Source organism: Streptomyces sp. CoH27 (assembly GCF_020181035.1).
Lineage (GTDB): Bacteria > Actinomycetota > Actinomycetes > Streptomycetales > Streptomycetaceae > Streptomyces > Streptomyces camelliae.
On the sequence record NZ_JAIQYY010000025.1, the window covers coordinates 1 to 15,264 of the forward strand.

Below are 15,264 nucleotides of genomic sequence, written 5' to 3' on the forward strand. Positions count from 1 at the left end.
CGCCATGCTGCGAGACGGCACCTTCTACGAACCCCCGCTCGCCTCCGCGGCTTGACGAAAACCATAGGGGCACCCTTTGAGGGCCCGGACGTGCGAGCCGTCCACGGCGCAGTCGTCCAGGTCCAGAAGGTCCGCGCGGCGAAGTTCGGTCAGCAGCGCGGCGTGCAGGCGAGGCCAGATGCCGGCTTCCGTCCAGTCTCGCAGCCGGCGCCAGGCCGTGACTCCGGAGCAGCCCACGGCCTGCGCGGGGACATCGCGCCATGCGACACCGGTCCGCAGCACGTAGATGATGCCGGCCAGGGCCGCCCGGTCCGGGACTCGCAGTCGCCCGGGGTGGCGGTGGCGCCGCTCAGGAGCGGGCGGCAACACCGCAGCCACCCGCTCCCACAGGTCATCCGGTACGAGATCAACACGCATCCGGACACCCTGCCGACCAAGATCGCCAAATGCAAGGTCCACTGCTCACTCACCTGAGTGGACGTAAAGTCCGTTTCACGTAGGGCCTCGTCCGGGTTGGGTGAGGAAACTTGACGGGTGAGGTGTCCGAGGCGGCTGCGGGTGATGTTGACGGATGCCTCGTCAGTGGGCATGCCGAGGAGTTCGTGTAGCTCGCGTGCCCGGAACGCCCGGTGGGGGTGCTGGTTGAAGGCATTCACGATCGCCGGACGGCGCGCCCTCACGAAGGCCGTCGGACGCGGCCCTACCGAGCAGGTCGGGCGTCCAGCAGCGCGAGGGCGTTGTGGACACCCTGGTCGAGGACGTCGTCGGCGAGCTTGGGATCGGCCAGGGCGCGGGCGAGTTGGAGCGTCCCGACCATCATGGCGAAGACGCCGAGCGCCTGTGCGCGTGCCGAGGGCGGGTTGTCGGGTGCCAGGCGGGCGGCGATGTCGTCGATGACGCTCAGTAGCCCGTTGGTGAACGCCTGCTTGGTTGCGTCCGTGCATCGCCCGATCTCGTCGAGGAGAGCTGCCGTGGGGCAGCCGTTCTCAGGGGCGTCACGGTGCTCGGCGGACAGGTAGGCGCGGACGAACTGTTCGAGCCCGGCGCGGCCGGGCGCGAGTGCTTCGAGGCTCGCGTTCTGCGCGCCGAGCTGGTCGGCGAGGGCGTTCGCGACGAGGTCCTCCTTGGAGGCGAAGTGGGCGTAGAAGGCGCCGTTGGTCAGCCCCGCGTCCGACATCAGCGTGGAGACTCCGGAGCCGTCGATGCCGTCCTTCTTGAACCGGCGGCCGGCGGCCTCGATGATCCGCTGCCGCGTCGCTTGCTTGTGGTCTTTCGCGTAGCGCGCCACGCGCTCCTCCTCGCGCTTGGGCGGAGAGGCCGCTTGCCGCTCTCCGTTTCCCGTCCTAGAGTAATTGCATTACGGTCATAATCCAATCAATGGGAGGCCCATCATGACCACGAACCGGCCGGTAGCACTCGTGACCGGAGCATCGTCAGGCATCGGCAAGGCAGCCGCCTTCGCGCTCGTCGATGCGGGATTCGAGGTCGTCGGCACGAGCCGCCGAGCCTCAGGGGATCGCCGCGAGGGCGTGACGTTCCTCGACCTCGACGTGGCAAGCGACACCTCGGTGGCCAGCCTGGTCGACCGCGTGATCGAGCAGTTCGGGCGGATCGACGTCCTGGTCAACAACGCCGGCATCGGCTCTGCAGGCGCCGGGGAGGAACGCTCCCTCGGCCAGGACCAACAGCTGTTCGACATCAATGTCTTCGGACTGATCCGCATGACCAAGGCCGTCCTGCCGCACATGCGCACCCAGGGCAGCGGCCGGATCATCAACATCTCGTCCGTCCTCGGGTTCGTCCCCGCGCCCTACATGGCCGCCTACGCCGCGTCGAAGCACGCCGTCGAGGGCTACTCCGAGTCCATGGACCACGAGGTCCGCCAGCACGGCGTCCGCGTACTGCTCGTCGAGCCCGCCGTGACCAGGACCGCGTTCGAGGCCAACTCCCCGAAACCCGCCACGCCCCTACCGGTCTACGAGCAGCAGCGCCAGGTCTTCGAGCGCGTGATGGCCGCGGCGATGAAGGACGGCGACGACCCCGCCACCGTCGCCAAGGCGATCGTCGCCGCGGCGACCGACCCGAAGCCGAAGCTGCGCTACCCCGCCGGACCCACCGCCGGACGCGTCAGCACCCTGCGCCGCCTCGTACCCGCTCGTGCCTTCGACCGCCAGATCCGCAAGCTGAACCAGCTACCCGCCTGACCAGGGGGTGATGAGGACATAGCCGTCGCCACCCTTGCCTCCGTCACGGGCGAGCCCTCCCCGGCTGCCGTTGCACGGGTAGTTGTCGCTGTCCCTCTGGTTGGTGTCGCCGTCTGCCCCGCAGCCGCCCCAGCCGCCGCCTCCGCCGGCACCTCCGTAGCCCACGCTGTCCGGAGGCGTGAGGGGTCGGTTGTCGGTGACTCGGTGAAGTCCGCTCCCCGGCCGCCGCAGCCGCCGCCCTTGCCACCGGTACCGCCTGCCGCCTTGGGGACGTCGGAGACCGTGCCGCCGGACCGACCGCCTGTGCCCGGTTCGCCGTCGCATCCCGGCTCGCCGGTCTGCCGGGTCTTCGACGCCTCCGTCGCCTCGAAAGTCATTCTGAAACGATCAGTAACTCGGGGTCGATGATCTCGGTCAACTCGCCCAGATGGCCAGGCGCGTACACGTCCAGGGCTGTCGCGCCGGACCTGACGCTGACAGAATTCTGTAACAACGGGACCTCCGGGACACTCGCAATGGCTTCGACACCATGCGAACTACCAGAGGTCCCGCCCTCTTGACAGAGCGCACACACCCTTAACGCACTGGCGTTGCACGAGGCGGGACATGACCTCCTCGCCCGGTTGTTCGTCCCCCGCTCTCCACTGAATTCGCCGGCTACACCGCGACGTCTCAGGCAGGAAGCACGGCACCGACGAACGGCTACGCAAGGTCGTCAGCAGAGCAAACGTTGCCTGACGCAGCATTCGAAATGGACCAGGACGCCCCCGACAGCGCCGAGCCGTCCTCCGTGGCGGCCCTCATTTTCGAGGGCCGCCACGGAGGACGTCAGTCAATGATCAGCGACGGGCCGACCCAACCCGGCATCGCAAGCCACTTGTACTTTGGAATCTCATTCCCCAAGTCAGCGACGTGGTGGACTTCCTGCACTGAACCGGAACTCCATCACGTTCGCAGACACGCTCCTCAGCGCCGCTGAACTCCCCTACGACGCCCAGGGCCCTGTTACACCTCGCCAGGGCTCGACAGCCATGAGCCGTCACCCGGCACACGACACCGCTCGGCTCCAGGGAAACGTACTGTCCTGCCGCTGAGACGGAGTCTCTTGGCGGCCCAAGATCAATGCACATCCAGTGCACAACCGCCCAGGAACTCCCAGGAAACCGCAGGTACAGGCGGGAACTCCACTCCGATGCATTGGGGCTCTGACCAGGTCGTTTCCCCAGGTCAGGGCATCAATGGCAGACGAGTCGGGCTGTACGCCGGGTTCAGAGCGACACGGCCGCCGGCGCCACCAACGTCCCCCCGCATCCGCGACCGTTCCGCTGCCCATGTTCTGCAGCTCCTGTCCAGGACTCGAACCTGCGGCCAAGGCCATCCTCCCGGGCCCATGACTCAGAGCCTCCTGCTCCCCGTGGCCGGTGTGGCCGACAAGCAGGTCGACGCGCTTTTCGCCGGCCAGAAGTCAAGTGGCGGTGACGGGCAGCACGTCCGGCGACAGCGCCGCTGCCCGCGCCGAGGCGCTCGTCATCCGTCTGCGGTGATGACGTCGACAGAGCACCTCGTACCCGACCTCCGCCGCCGACTGAGCCACGTCACCCACGACGACCTGCTCCCCCTCGACGACCATCTCTCCACCCACGGTGCGCGCATTGTGCGTGGCCCGAGCACCGCACCAGCACATCGCCTCAACCTGCAAAGTCTCCAGGCGATCGGCAAGTTCGATCAGACGCTGCGAGCCGGGGAAGAGCCTCGTCCGGAAGTCGGTGGTGATGCCGAACGCGAAGACGTCCAGCTCCAGGTCGTCCACGATCCGGGCCAGTTGGTCGATCTGCCCGGACAACAGGAACTGGGCCTCGTCCACGATCACGTAGTCGACCCGGCCACCCCGAGACAACTGCTCCACCACATATCCGTACAGATCCAGCCCCGGCCCGGCCTCCACCGCGTCGGTCACCAGCCCCAGACGCGACGACAGCTTGCCCACACCCGCACGGTCATCACGCGTGAAGATCATCCCCTGCAGACCACGCGCCGTTCGATTATGTTCGATTTGTAGCGCCAGAGTTGACTTCCCACAGTCCATCGTCCCCGAGAAGAACACCAATTCAGACATCAGAGACTCGGGACCTTTCGAGTCGAACGAAGACGACGAACATCGCCAATGCGGACAAATGCATCATCAGATGACACAGCACCGCCCACGACACAGCCGTTCGATGGTGAATACCCAAGCAAGTCGGTCGACTTCCCGCAGTCCATCGTTCCGGAGAAGAACACCAGCTCGGGCATGAGGAGTTGAGCACCTTTCGGCGAAGAGTCGGGACAGCGGGCTTCAGGAGCGTACTTCGAGCAGCGGGACAAGCTGCTCGGCGGCGGTCATCGAGCCGTGGTTGCCGACGAGCGCCGACTCCTTGGGCTCCCGCTCGGTGGCGATGATCAGGACGTCGTCGTGCGCGGCCGCGATCACGTCCCCGAGCCTGGCGTACACCCGCTCGTCGACGTGCGGCCCGAACCAGCCCGCCGCGATCGCCTCGTCCCGCGAGGCCACCCAGAATTGCTCGCCGAGCACCTCGCGCCAGCAGGTCAGTACGTCGTTCTCGGCCCCTGGCACCGCGTACACGTGCCGCGCGCGGCCCTCGCCGCCGAGCAGGGCGACCCCGGCCCGCAGCTCCCAGTCCGTGTCGAAATCGATGCGGTGCTCGTCGTCGAACGGCACGTCGACCATGCCGTGGTCGGCTGTGACATAGAGCGCGCTGCGCGGGGGCAGTTGCTCGGCGAGGCGCTGCGCGAGCCGGTCGACGTACATCAGCTGGCCGCGCCAGGTGTCGGAGCCGACGCCGTAGCGGTGCCCGGAGCCGTCCAGCTCGGAGTAGTACGTGTAGACCAGCGAGCGGTCCCCGGCGGCCAGTTGCTCGGCGGCGACGTCCATGCGCTCCTCGCCGGTCAGCCGGCCGTGGAAGGTGCCGCCGCTGAGCGCGATCCTGGTGAGCGGGGTGTGCTGGAAGGCCGGCGAGGACACCTGGGCGGAGTGCACCCCGGCCTCGTGGGCCAGCTGGAAGACGGTGGGGTACGGCTGCCAGGGGCGCGGGTCGGTGTACGGCTGGAAGCGGAGCTGGTTCATCAGCGCGCCGGTGTCCGGGTTGCGCACGGTGTAGCCGGGCAGGCCATGGGCGCCGGGCGGCAGGCCGGTGCCGACGGAGGCGAGGGAGGTCGCGGTGGTCGCCGGGTAGCCGGCGGTGAGCGGCCTGCCGGTGCCGCCGCGCGAGCTGCCGAGCAGCGAGGTCAGGAAGGGGGCCTCGTCGGGGTGGTCCCTCAGCTGCTCCCAGCCGAGCCCGTCGACCAGGAAGACACAGACCCGGTCGGCCGCGGTCAGTTCCGGAATCGTGGCGGTCAGGCCGGGTACGCCCATCCCTGCGGCCAGGGTGGGCAGCAGGTCGGCGAGGGAGCCGGTGCCGTACTCGGGCAGCGGGGCGGTGGCGAGGGCGAGGGGCTCCGGGTGGTCCCAGGCGGAGGAGAGCTGGGTCATCAGCGCGTGATGTCCGCGGTCGCCTCCGAGATGGACTGCGCGAAGGCGAGCGCCTGGCGCACCGTCTCCGGGCCGTCCCCGGCCTCGCTGACGCGCAGGCTGAGGTCGTCCGCCGTGGAGCTGCCCGTGTAGCCGTGGTCGGCGTCGCAGTTGGGGTCGCCGCAGGCGGCGGGCTCCAGGTCGATGCGGCTGACCGCGCCCCAGCCGATGGTCAGCACGACCTCGCGGGGCAGGGCGCCCGGCGTGTACTGCTCGGGGTTCGCCACGACCCGGCTGACCACGACCGAGGAGATCCGGCCGAGCTTCACGGACTCGGTGGAGGTGGTGGCGTACGGCGTCGGGGAGGTGCTGTCGGCGGCCTGCTCGTCGGTGTGGCTGACGATGAAGCGGTTGCCGGTGAGGACCAGGACGGTCACATGCCGGCGCACCTCGTTCTGGTCGAACGTGGTCTCCTGGTGGACCAGGTACGACCGGATCGGCTCGCCGCCCACGGCGGCCTCCACCGCCTCGGCCACGAGGGCCGGGTAGTAGCCGCTGCGCTCGATCGCCGCGCGCAGCCCCTGGGTCGTCGTACTGGTCTTGGCCATGGCGTCCATCCTAATCCGTGGGCAGGGGCGCTCCGGGCCAGTCGGCAGGACCGGGGGCAGGCCGTTCACGCGCGCGTGGGTGCCTGCGGACAAGCCCCGGCAGGATGTCCAGCCCCTCCGCGGCCACCAGGCACGAGACCGGTGCGGGCCCGCCGGCGTCCGCCTCGAAGGCGACCACGACGGGCGGCGTCCCGTCGAGCGCTCGCCGCAGCCGGGCCGTCTCCTCGGCGATGGGATCGCGGACGACGGGGTCCTGGAAGGCGGAGGGGCACGCGACGAAGCCCGGGGCGGTGAAGACGACCTCCAGGCCGTGGTGGACACGTGAGGTCGTGGCCGGCGGCCGGCCCCAGGTGCCCGCCGTCCCAGACGATCACTTCCCAGTCCCACCAGCTGCCCTCGGGCAGGTGCCGGCCGGCGATCTCCATGGGTTCCTGCTTCAGTAGGCGGGCATCGTGCGCGGACCCAGGTCGTCACGGGCGGGCGGCGGTGCGAGCCGTACCGTGGCGCCGAGGACGCTGACGCCGTGCGGGGCGACGACGACCGGCTCCAGGGTGACCGCGACCACCTCCGGGTGATCGTCGACCAGCCGGGACACCCGCAGCAGCAGCTCCTCCAGCGCCGGGGTGTCGACGGGTGTGGAGCCGCGCCAGCCGAACAGCAGCGGGGCCGTGCGGATCGACCGCACGAGCGACGTCGCCTCGCGGTCGGTGACCGGGACCAGCCGGTGCGCCATGTCGCCGAGCAGCTGGGAGGCGGCCCCGGCGAGCCCGAAGGACAGCACGGCGCCGGCGGCGGGATCGATCACCGCGCGCACGACGGTGTCGACGCCCCTGGGCGCCATGCCCTGCACCACCGGCCGCAGATCCGCCGGCGTCCCGAACAGCTCGGTCAACTCGGCGTACGCCCGGCGCAGTTGCTCCTCGTCCGCGAGATCGAGGCGTACGCCGCCCAGGTCCGCGCGGTGCCGCAGATGCGGGGCGGTGGCCTTGAGGGCGACCGGATAGCCGAGGGCGCGGGCGGCTTCGGCGGCGGCGTCGGGGGTGGGGGCGGGCAGGGCCTGGCGGACACGGATGCCGTACTTCCCGAGCAGCTCGCAGGTCTCGGCGGCGGGGATCGTGAGCCCTTCCCCGCGCGCGAGCAACTCCCCGATCAGCCGGGCGGCCCCCTTCTCGTCGATGTCGTCGTACTCCGGAACCTTCCCCGGATCGGCCGCCTCCCGCCGCCACTGCCCGTACTTCACGGCTTCGGCGAGGGCCCGGACCGCGCGTTCGGCGGCGGGGTAGGCAGGGATGAGGCGGGTGCCGTCGGGGGGTGGCACCGGCGCATCGCCCCGAACGGCGGGTTCCCTGCCGACCGCGTCCGCCATGGCGTGGGGCTCACTGCCGCTCGCACGGACCGTGGGCGCCACCCCGGGGGGCGGCGGTACCGCCCCGGCGCCCGCCCCCGCGGTGGGCAGGTCTGCAGGGCGATGGGGGTCCCCCGGCTCGAAACGGTGGGCGTCGCCTGCCGTTCCGGGTGCCTTGTCGGCGGCCGCGGGTGCGGTACTGGCCGCAGCCGACAACGCCTGCGCGAGCCCCCCGAGCTCCACATGCACCACCAGCACCGGTTTGCCCGGAACGGCCGCCGCCGCGGACCGGAGCGCCTCCGCCAGCTCCGCATCCCCTGGCGAGCCCTCCCCGATCGCCGGGATCGCCGTCACCACGACGGAGTCGACCGTGTCGTCGGCCAGCGCGGCGGACAGCGCCCGGTGGAAGTCCTCCGCCGTCGCCCGGGTCGTCAGGTCCACCGGCCGGGCCGGCCGCAGGCCCTCCGCGAGGCAGCGGTCGTACGCCAGCGCCCCCAGCGACTCGGAGTTGCCGAGGATCGCCACCCTCGGCCCGGCCGGCAGCGGCTGGCGGGCGAGCAGCAGGCCGGTGTCGACCAGTTCCGTGATCGTGTCGACCCGGAGCACCCCGGCCTGCCGCAGCAGCGCGGAGACGGTGGCGTGCGGCAGCCGGGTCGCGCGCACCGCGTGCCCCTGCGGCGCGGAACCGACCCCCTGCACCACGACGAGCGGCTTCGCCGCCGCCGTCCGCCGCGCGAGGCGGGTGAACTTGCGCGGGTTGCCGATGGATTCCAGGTACATGAGGGCGACGTCGGTCTCGGGGTCGTCGTACCAGTACTGCAGGACGTCGTTGCCGGAGACGTCCGCGCGGTTGCCGGCGGAGACGAACGTGGAGACGCCCGTGACCCCGGTGACCCCTCCCCCGCGCCGGTGCAGCCGGGACAGCAGGGCGATGCCGATGGCGCCCGACTGGGCGAACAGCCCGATGCGGCCGGGGCGGGGCATCTCGGGGGCGAGCGAGGCGTTCAGCCGGACGCCGGGGGCGGTGTTGATGATGCCGAAGGCGTTGGGGCCGATGAGCCGCATGCCGTATGCGCGCGCGTGCCGCACGAGGGCCCGCTGCCGCTCCCGCCCTTCGGGCCCGCTCTCGGCATATCCGGCGGACAGGACGACGAGCCCCTGCACGCCGTGCTCACCGCACTCGGCGACCACGGCGGGCACGTGATCGGCCGGTACGGCGATCACGGCGAGGTCGACCGGGCCGTCGATCTCCCGCACCGAGCGGTGCGCGGGCACCCCGTCGACCTCCTTGAGGTCCTCGGGGAAGGCCCGGTTCACGGCGTGCAGCCGGCCGCCGTAGCCACCGTCCCTGATGTTGTCGAGGACGCTGCGGCCGACTCCCCCGGGAGCGCGGCCGACACCGATGACCGCCACCGAACCGGGCGCGAGCAGCCGCCGTACCGAGCGGGCCTCGGCGCGCTGCTCCCGCGCGCGCTGCACGGCGAGCGAGCGGTCGGTGGGTTCGAGGTCGAACTCCAGGCGGACGACGCCGTCCTCGAAGCTGCGCTTCTGGGTGTACCCGGCGTCCGTGAACACCTTGATCATCTTGGTGTTGGCGGGCAGCACCTCGGCGGCGAAGCGGCGGATGCCGCGCTCGCGCGCGACGGCCGCGACATGCTCCAGCAGGGCGGAGGCGACCCCGCGGCCCTGGTGCGCGTCCTGCACCAGGAAGGCGACCTCGGCCTCGTCCGCAGGCGCGGAGGCGGGCAGACCGTCGGCGCCGATGCGGTCATAGCGTACGGTGGCGATGAACTCGCCGCCGATGGTGGCCGCGAGTCCCACCCGGTCCACAAAGTCGTGGTGCGTGAAGCGGTGGACGTCCTTGGCGGACAGTCGTGGGTACGGCGCGAAGAAGCGGTAGTACTTCGACTCGTCCGAGACCTGCTCGTAGAAGCTGACCAGGCGGTCGGCGTCATCAACGGTGATGGGCCGGATGCGCGCGGTACCCCCGTCGCGCAGCACCACGTCCGCCTCCCAGTGGGCGGGGTACTCGTGCCGGTCCTGCCGGCCCGCCGAGGTCTGCATGGGCCCCAGAGTACGGCTCGCGTCCGACAACGGCGCGAGGCAGTCTGTGGAGGACGAAAACCCGGACCGAGGCCGCGGTCCGACGACACGCCAGGGGCGGACGGACGTCCGCTCCAGGCATGCTTCACGATATGGGAAACTGGTCTAGACAACCCTGAACACCGAAGGGCAGCAACACATGGCTGAGCGCCGCGTCAACGTCGGCTGGGCCGAGGGCCTCCACGCCCGCCCCGCCTCCATCTTCGTCCGAGCCGCCACGGCCGCAGGCGTCCCGGTGACGATCGCCAAGGCTGACGGCACCCCCGTCAACGCGGCCTCCATGCTGGCCGTCCTCGGCCTCGGCGCCCAGGGGGGCGAGGAGATCGTCCTCGCCTCCGACGCCGAGGGCGCGGACATCGCCCTGGACCGGCTGGCCAAGCTGGTCGCCGAGGGTCTGGAAGAACTGCCCGAGACGGTCTGACCGCCCACGCGCAGAACCGCGAAGCCGCGTCACCCTTTCCGGGCGGCGCGGCTTCGCCGTTTCCCGGGCGGCACAGCTCGGCCACCTTTAGGGAATACGCGGGCACACCAGTAATTCAGGCAGCAGAAATACACCGCGCCGAATTACTCTTCTTTGTATACGGCGCGCGTGTTAATGCCGCGGGCCCGACGTGTTTACGACGTGTTGCGAAGTCCTCACACGCTCACCGGCACCGGAAAAACGCAGCCGGTGCGCGGCCGTCGTGCGCTCGCCATGCAGCGCCGTGAGCGCCCGCGCGCGCTCGCCGTCGCCGCGCGCCACCGCGTCCACGATCGCGCCGTGCTCCGCCCAGGAATCGGCCGGACTGGGCGGCGCCTCCACCGTGTACATCCAGGCGATCTTGTGCCGCAGCTGGGTCAGCATGGAGGTCAGCGACGGGCTGCCGCAGGCCTGGGCGAGCGTCTCGTGGAACCAGCCGCCCAGCGAGCGCAGATCCTCGCTGCTGCCCCGCCTGGCCCGCTCCTGCCCCAGCCTCACCAGGCCACGCAGCACCTTGAGATGCGCCTCCGTGCGCCGCTGGGCGGCCCGGGCGGCCCCGAGCGGCTCCAGGAGCATGCGCATCTCCAGCAGGTCGGCGGCCTCCTGCTCGGTCGGCTCGGCCACGCACGCGCCCGCGTGCCGGCGCGTCACCACGAAGCCCTCCGCCTCCAGAGTGCGCAGCGCCTCGCGGACGGGGACGCGCGAGACGCCGTAACGACGCGCCAGGACTTCCTCGGTCAGCCGGCTGCCGCGCTCGTAGACACCGGCGACGATGTCGTCCCGGATCGCCGTGCATACCGAGTGCGCCGGAATACGCATGACCGACCTCCGCCTTAATCCCCGTGAAACGTCGACGATGGACGTGTGTTCCGTGACTCTATTCCAATGAGCCGGAATTTCCGACGGCGGGCCGGAATCCATGGAGGTTTTTTGGACAGACCCCCGGCGGACAGCGTGAAAAACGGCGAAAGCCCCGGCTCGGTGAGCCGGGGCCGCGGATGCCGTGCGGGGATGGGTCAGACGTTCACGCCGTGCTTGCGGAGATAGGCGACGGGGTCGACGTCCGAGCCGTAGTCGGGGGTGGCCCGGGCCTCGAAGTGGAGGTGCGGCCCGGTGACGTTGCCGGTCGCGCCGGACAGGCCGATCTGCTGGCCCGGGGTGACCTCCTGGCCCACCGTGACCCCGATGGACGACAGGTGGCCGTACTGGGTGTACATGCCATCGGCCATCCGGATCACGATCTGGTTGCCGTACGCGCCGCCCCAGCCGGTGGAGACGACTGTGCCGGAACCGACCGCGTGGACGGGCGTGCCGCTGGCCGCGTGGAAGTCGATGCCGGTGTGCGAACCGGAGGACCACAGGGAGCTGCCGGCCTTGTAGCCCGTGGAGACGTACGAGTCGGTGATCGGGGCGACGAAGCGGTTCAGCCGCTCGCGCTCGGCCTCGCGGGCGGCGCGGGCCTTGGCCTCGCGGATCTCCTGCGCCCGCTCGGCCGCGGCCTGCTCGGCCGCCTTATGCTCGGCGGCCCGCTGCTGGGCGGCGGCCTGCGCGTCGATGTTCGCGGCGATGTCGTCGCCCACGGTGATCACCGGGGTAAGGCCGGTCTGCTCGGGGGAGTTCTGGGCGGCGAACGCCGGGGCGGCCGCGAGGGTGCCGACGACTCCGGTGGTGAGGGCCGCGATACCGGCCGCCTGAGCGGTGGTGCGCTTGACCCGGCCGGGCTTGCGATGCTTCCCGGAGGCGCACATGAACGCCATGAAGTGGCTGGTCCTTTCCTTCCCTCTCGCCTGCCGGGTTAGCTGACGGGTTCGGAGCAGGAAGGTCTCCTACGGCCCCCCACGCACGCGTGGGCGATCCGATTCACCCCAAGGGACCTGGGTCCCCGGCTCCCCTGGCTCGCGCCGTACGGGGACTCGGCGATGGCTGTCCGGTGCCGCGGGTGCGGCGCACTGCCTGACGAACAGCCCGGACGACGCTAGGCGGGCCCGTCGGTGATCCCCAAACGGATCCGGGGTTTTGTAGCGCATCCCACAGGGCAGACAGGCAACCTCCGCCCCAAATCGGGCATCTGAGGAGGGACGTGGAACAGCAAGGGGCCCTGACGGCCCGTAAGCCGTCAGGGCCCCACGCACGCACGTGCGTTACTCGGCCGCCACCACGGTGACGTCGCCGATGCCGAGCGCCTCCACCGGCGCCTTGATCTGGGCGGCGTCACCGACGAGGACGGTCACCAGGCGGTCCACCGGGAAGGCGTTCACGACGGCCGCCGTGGCCTCCACCGTGCCCGTCGCGGCCAGCTGCTGGTACAGCGTCGCCTGGAAGTCGTCGGGCAGGTGCTGCTCGACCTGGTCGGCGAGCGTGCTCGCGACGGCCGCCGCCGTCTCGTACTTCAGCGGCGCCACCCCGACGAGGTTCTGCACGGCCACGTCCCGCTCGGCGTCGGTCAGGCCGTCCGCCGCGAGGGTGCGCAGCACCTTCCACAGGTCCTCCAGCGCGGGACCGGTGTTCGGCGTGTCCACCGAGCCGCTGATGGCGAGCATCGAGACGCCCGTGCCGTCCGCGGCGGAGCGCAGGACCTGGCCGAACGCGCGCACACCGTAGGTGTAGCCCTTCTCCTCGCGCAGGACGCGGTCCAGGCGGGAGGTGAGGGTGCCGCCGAGGCAGTAGGTGCCGAGTACCTGGGCGGGCCACACGCGGTCGTGTCGGTCGGGGCCGACGCGGCCGATGAGCAGCTGCGTCTGGACGGCGCCGGGCCGGTCCACGATGACCACGCGCCCGGTGTCGTCGGCGCTCACCGACGGCACCGTACGGGCCGCGCCCGGGGTGCCCGTCCAGGCGCCCAGGGTCTCGCCGAGCAGGGCGTCCAGGTCGACGCCGGTCAGGTCGCCGACCACGACCGCGGTGGCCGTGGCGGGGCGGACATGACGGTCGTAGAAGGCGCGTACGGCAGCCGCGTCGATCTTCTCGACCGTGTCCTCGGTGCCCTGGCGCGGGCGCGACATGCGCGAGCTCGCCGGGAACAGCTCCTTGGAGAGCTCCTTGGCGGCCCGGCGGGAGGGGTTGGCCAGCTCGTGCGGGATCTCGTCCAGGCGGTTGCGGACCAGCCGCTCGACCTCGCTCTCGGCGAACGCGGGCGCGCGCAGGGCGTCGGCGAGCAGGCCGAGGCCCTTGGCCAGCCGGGAGGCGGGCACCTCCAGGCTGAGCCGGACGCCCGGGTGGTCGGCGTGCGCGTCGAGCGTGGCGCCCGCGCGCTCCAGCTCGGCGGCGAACTCCTCGGCGGAGTGCTTGTCGGTGCCCTCGGAGAAGGCCCGCGCCATGATCGTGCCGACGCCGTCCAGGCCGGCCGGCTCGGCGTCCAGGGGCGCGTCCAGCAGCACCTCGACGGCGACGACCTGCTGACCGGGGCGGTGGCAGCGCAGCACCGTCAGGCCGTTGTCCAGCGCTCCGCGCTCGGGGGCCGGGAACGCCCAAGGCTTGGCGTCGCCGGGCTGGGGCTGGGGGTGGAAGTCCATGGTGGCGAGCTCGGTCACTTGGCCGTCTCCTCGTTCTCGTTGCCGGCCTCTACGGTCGCTTCCTGCTCCGGGTCCTCGCCGCGCCCCGCTTCCTCGGTGTGCTCGGCGGACTCGGCGGACAGTGGCTCGTAGACGAGGACCGCGCGGTTGTCGGGGCGCAGGCGGGCCTTGGCGACCTCCTGGACCTCCTCCGGGGTGATCTCCAGGACGCGCTTGACGGCGGTGAGGGCGAGCTGCGGGTCGCCGAACAGGACGGCGAACCGGCACAGTTCGTCGGCGCGGCCGGCGACCGTGCCCAGCCGGTCCAGCCACTCGCGCTCCAACTGGGCCTGGGCGCGCTCCATTTCCTCCGGCGTGGGGCCCTGCTCGGCGAACCGGGCCAGCTCCTCGTCGATGGCGGCCTCGATGACCGGCACCTCGACATCCCCGGAGGTCTTCACGTCCAGCCAGCCCATCGAGGGGGCGCCGGCGAGGCGCAGCAGACCGAAGCCGGCCGCGACGGCCGTACGGTCGCGGCGCACCAGCCGGTTGTACAGCCGGGAGGACTCGCCGCCGCCGAGGACGGTCAGGGCGAGGTCGGCCGCATCGCACGCGCGCGTGCCGTCGTGCGGGAGCCGGTAGGCGGCCATCAGGGCGCGCGCCGGGACCTCCTCGACGACGACCTCACGCTTCTGCTCGCCGATGACCTCCGGCAGGGTGCCGTCGCGGGGGGCGGGCTTGCCGTCGTGCGCGGGGATCGAGCCGAAGTACTTCTCGACCCAGGCGAGGGTCTGCTTCGGGTCGATGTCGCCGACCACCGAGAGCACGGCGTTGTTCGGCGCGTAGTAGGTGCGGAAGAACTGGCGGGCGTCCTCCAGGGTGGCCGCGTCCAGGTCCGCCATCGAGCCGATCGGCGTGTGGTGGTAGGGGTGGCCCTCCGGGTACGAGAGCGCGGTCAGCTTCTCGAAGGCGGTGCCGTAGGGGACGTTGTCGTAGCGCTGACGGCGCTCGTTCTTGACGACGTCCCGCTGGTTCTCCATGGACTCGTCGTCCAGGGCGGCCAGCAGCGAGCCCATGCGGTCGGCCTCCAGCCAGAGCGCCAGCTCCAGCTGGTGGGCGGGCATGGTCTCGAAGTAGTTGGTGCGCTCGAAGCTGGTGGTGCCGTTGAGCGAGCCGCCGGCGCCCTGCACCAGCTCGAAGTGACCGTTGCCCTTCACCTGTCCCGAGCCCTGGAACATCAAGTGCTCGAAAAGGTGAGCCAGGCCGGTACGCCCCTTGACTTCGTGGCGGGAGCCGACGTCGTACCAGAGGCAGACCGCCGCCACCGGGGTCAGGTGATCCTCGGAGAGCACCACGCGCAGACCGTTGGCCAGGCGGTGCTCGGTCGCTGTCAGGCCCCCGGAGCCTGCCTCGGCTGTGGTCGTGTGACCCATGGGCATGTACGTCCCTTCGCATGGGGGATGCGGTGGTGCACACCGCGGTTTTCCTGCCGTTCCTGCCACTGTATGCAAAGCGTGCGGGACCTCGGCGAAGTTCCCGCGAGGC

At 71.1% G+C, this 15,264-nt stretch carries 11 protein-coding genes, 1 pseudogene and 1 riboswitch; of the genes and pseudogenes, 2 read left to right on the forward strand and 10 right to left on the reverse strand.

What is annotated here, in order from left to right:
- Window positions 1-75: 75 nt before the first annotated feature.
- Window positions 76-417 (reverse strand): annotated as a pseudogene (locus LE548_RS34570) (transposase); the annotation flags it as partial.
- Window positions 418-700: 283 nt separating this feature from the next.
- On the reverse strand, window positions 701-1,288 hold the full coding sequence (locus LE548_RS34575) for a TetR/AcrR family transcriptional regulator (protein ID WP_225100980.1): 588 nt from the start codon (window positions 1,286-1,288) through the stop codon (window positions 701-703).
- Between the two features lie 103 nt (window positions 1,289-1,391).
- Here LE548_RS34575 and LE548_RS34580 point away from each other — a divergent pair, with 103 nt between their 5' ends.
- The gene (locus tag LE548_RS34580; RefSeq protein ID WP_225100981.1) at window positions 1,392-2,204 is read left to right on the forward strand and encodes an oxidoreductase; all 813 of its coding nucleotides are present in this window, start codon (window positions 1,392-1,394) and stop codon (window positions 2,202-2,204) included.
- 1,465 nt (window positions 2,205-3,669) lie between these two features.
- Here the strand turns inward: LE548_RS34580 and LE548_RS34585 are convergent.
- From LE548_RS34585 to LE548_RS34600, 4 genes are all read right to left on the reverse strand, one after another.
- Window positions 3,670-4,320 (reverse strand): thymidine kinase, encoded by a 651-nt coding sequence (locus tag LE548_RS34585; protein WP_225100982.1) that lies wholly within the window; start codon window positions 4,318-4,320, stop codon window positions 3,670-3,672.
- Window positions 4,321-4,539: 219 nt separating this feature from the next.
- Window positions 4,540-5,733, reverse strand: a complete 1,194-nt coding sequence (locus tag LE548_RS34590) for an alkaline phosphatase family protein (protein ID WP_225100983.1) — start codon at window positions 5,731-5,733, stop codon at window positions 4,540-4,542.
- Window positions 5,733-6,320: a DUF5998 family protein gene (locus LE548_RS34595; protein WP_225100984.1), complete on the reverse strand. Its 588-nt coding sequence runs from the start codon at window positions 6,318-6,320 to the stop codon at window positions 5,733-5,735. Before LE548_RS34595 ends, LE548_RS34590 begins: the two co-directional genes overlap by 1 nt.
- Window positions 6,321-6,756: 436 nt before the next feature.
- Window positions 6,757-9,729 carry a bifunctional GNAT family N-acetyltransferase/acetate--CoA ligase family protein gene (locus LE548_RS34600; protein ID WP_225100985.1) on the reverse strand — a complete coding sequence of 991 codons (2,973 nt, stop codon included), beginning with the start codon at window positions 9,727-9,729 and terminating at the stop codon, window positions 6,757-6,759.
- Window positions 9,730-9,907: 178 nt separating this feature from the next.
- Between LE548_RS34600 and LE548_RS34605 the strand changes: the two genes are divergently transcribed.
- Window positions 9,908-10,189 carry an HPr family phosphocarrier protein gene (locus LE548_RS34605; protein ID WP_225100986.1) on the forward strand — a complete coding sequence of 94 codons (282 nt, stop codon included), beginning with the start codon at window positions 9,908-9,910 and terminating at the stop codon, window positions 10,187-10,189.
- 171 nt (window positions 10,190-10,360) lie between these two features.
- Here LE548_RS34605 and LE548_RS34610 read toward each other — a convergent pair whose 3' ends face one another.
- The 4 genes from LE548_RS34610 to LE548_RS34625 all read right to left on the reverse strand — a co-directional run bounded on the left by LE548_RS34610 (window position 10,361) and on the right by LE548_RS34625 (window position 15,158).
- Complete coding sequence (locus LE548_RS34610) at window positions 10,361-11,047, reverse strand: GntR family transcriptional regulator (protein WP_225100987.1); 687 nt, start codon at window positions 11,045-11,047, stop codon at window positions 10,361-10,363.
- 197 nt (window positions 11,048-11,244) lie between these two features.
- Window positions 11,245-11,985 (reverse strand): M23 family metallopeptidase, encoded by a 741-nt coding sequence (locus tag LE548_RS34615; protein WP_225100988.1) that lies wholly within the window; start codon window positions 11,983-11,985, stop codon window positions 11,245-11,247.
- Window positions 11,986-11,997: 12 nt separating this feature from the next.
- Window positions 11,998-12,157, reverse strand: a riboswitch (cyclic di-AMP (ydaO/yuaA leader).
- A gap of 212 nt (window positions 12,158-12,369) precedes the next feature.
- Window positions 12,370-13,758, reverse strand: a complete 1,389-nt coding sequence (locus tag LE548_RS34620; protein ID WP_225100989.1) for a pitrilysin family protein — start codon at window positions 13,756-13,758, stop codon at window positions 12,370-12,372.
- Window positions 13,755-15,158 (reverse strand): pitrilysin family protein, encoded by a 1,404-nt coding sequence (locus LE548_RS34625; RefSeq protein ID WP_225100990.1) that lies wholly within the window; start codon window positions 15,156-15,158, stop codon window positions 13,755-13,757. Before LE548_RS34625 ends, LE548_RS34620 begins: the two co-directional genes overlap by 4 nt.
- Window positions 15,159-15,264 lie beyond the last annotated feature (106 nt).

Excerpts from the sequence above, each read along its gene's own strand:
- LE548_RS34580 (WP_225100981.1), top strand. The coding sequence starts at position 1,392 with ATGACCACGAACCGGCCGGTAGCACTCGTGACCGGAGCATCGTCAGGC.
- LE548_RS34585 (WP_225100982.1), bottom strand. The coding sequence starts at position 4,320 with ATGTCTGAATTGGTGTTCTTCTCGGGGACGATGGACTGTGGGAAGTCA.
- LE548_RS34590 (WP_225100983.1), bottom strand. The coding sequence starts at position 5,733 with ATGACCCAGCTCTCCTCCGCCTGGGACCACCCGGAGCCCCTCGCCCTC.
- LE548_RS34595 (WP_225100984.1), bottom strand. The coding sequence starts at position 6,320 with ATGGCCAAGACCAGTACGACGACCCAGGGGCTGCGCGCGGCGATCGAG.
- LE548_RS34600 (WP_225100985.1), bottom strand. The coding sequence starts at position 9,729 with ATGCAGACCTCGGCGGGCCGGCAGGACCGGCACGAGTACCCCGCCCAC.
- LE548_RS34605 (WP_225100986.1), top strand. The coding sequence starts at position 9,908 with ATGGCTGAGCGCCGCGTCAACGTCGGCTGGGCCGAGGGCCTCCACGCC.
- LE548_RS34610 (WP_225100987.1), bottom strand. The coding sequence starts at position 11,047 with ATGCGTATTCCGGCGCACTCGGTATGCACGGCGATCCGGGACGACATC.
- LE548_RS34615 (WP_225100988.1), bottom strand. The coding sequence starts at position 11,985 with ATGGCGTTCATGTGCGCCTCCGGGAAGCATCGCAAGCCCGGCCGGGTC.
- LE548_RS34625 (WP_225100990.1), bottom strand. The coding sequence starts at position 15,158 with ATGCCCATGGGTCACACGACCACAGCCGAGGCAGGCTCCGGGGGCCTG.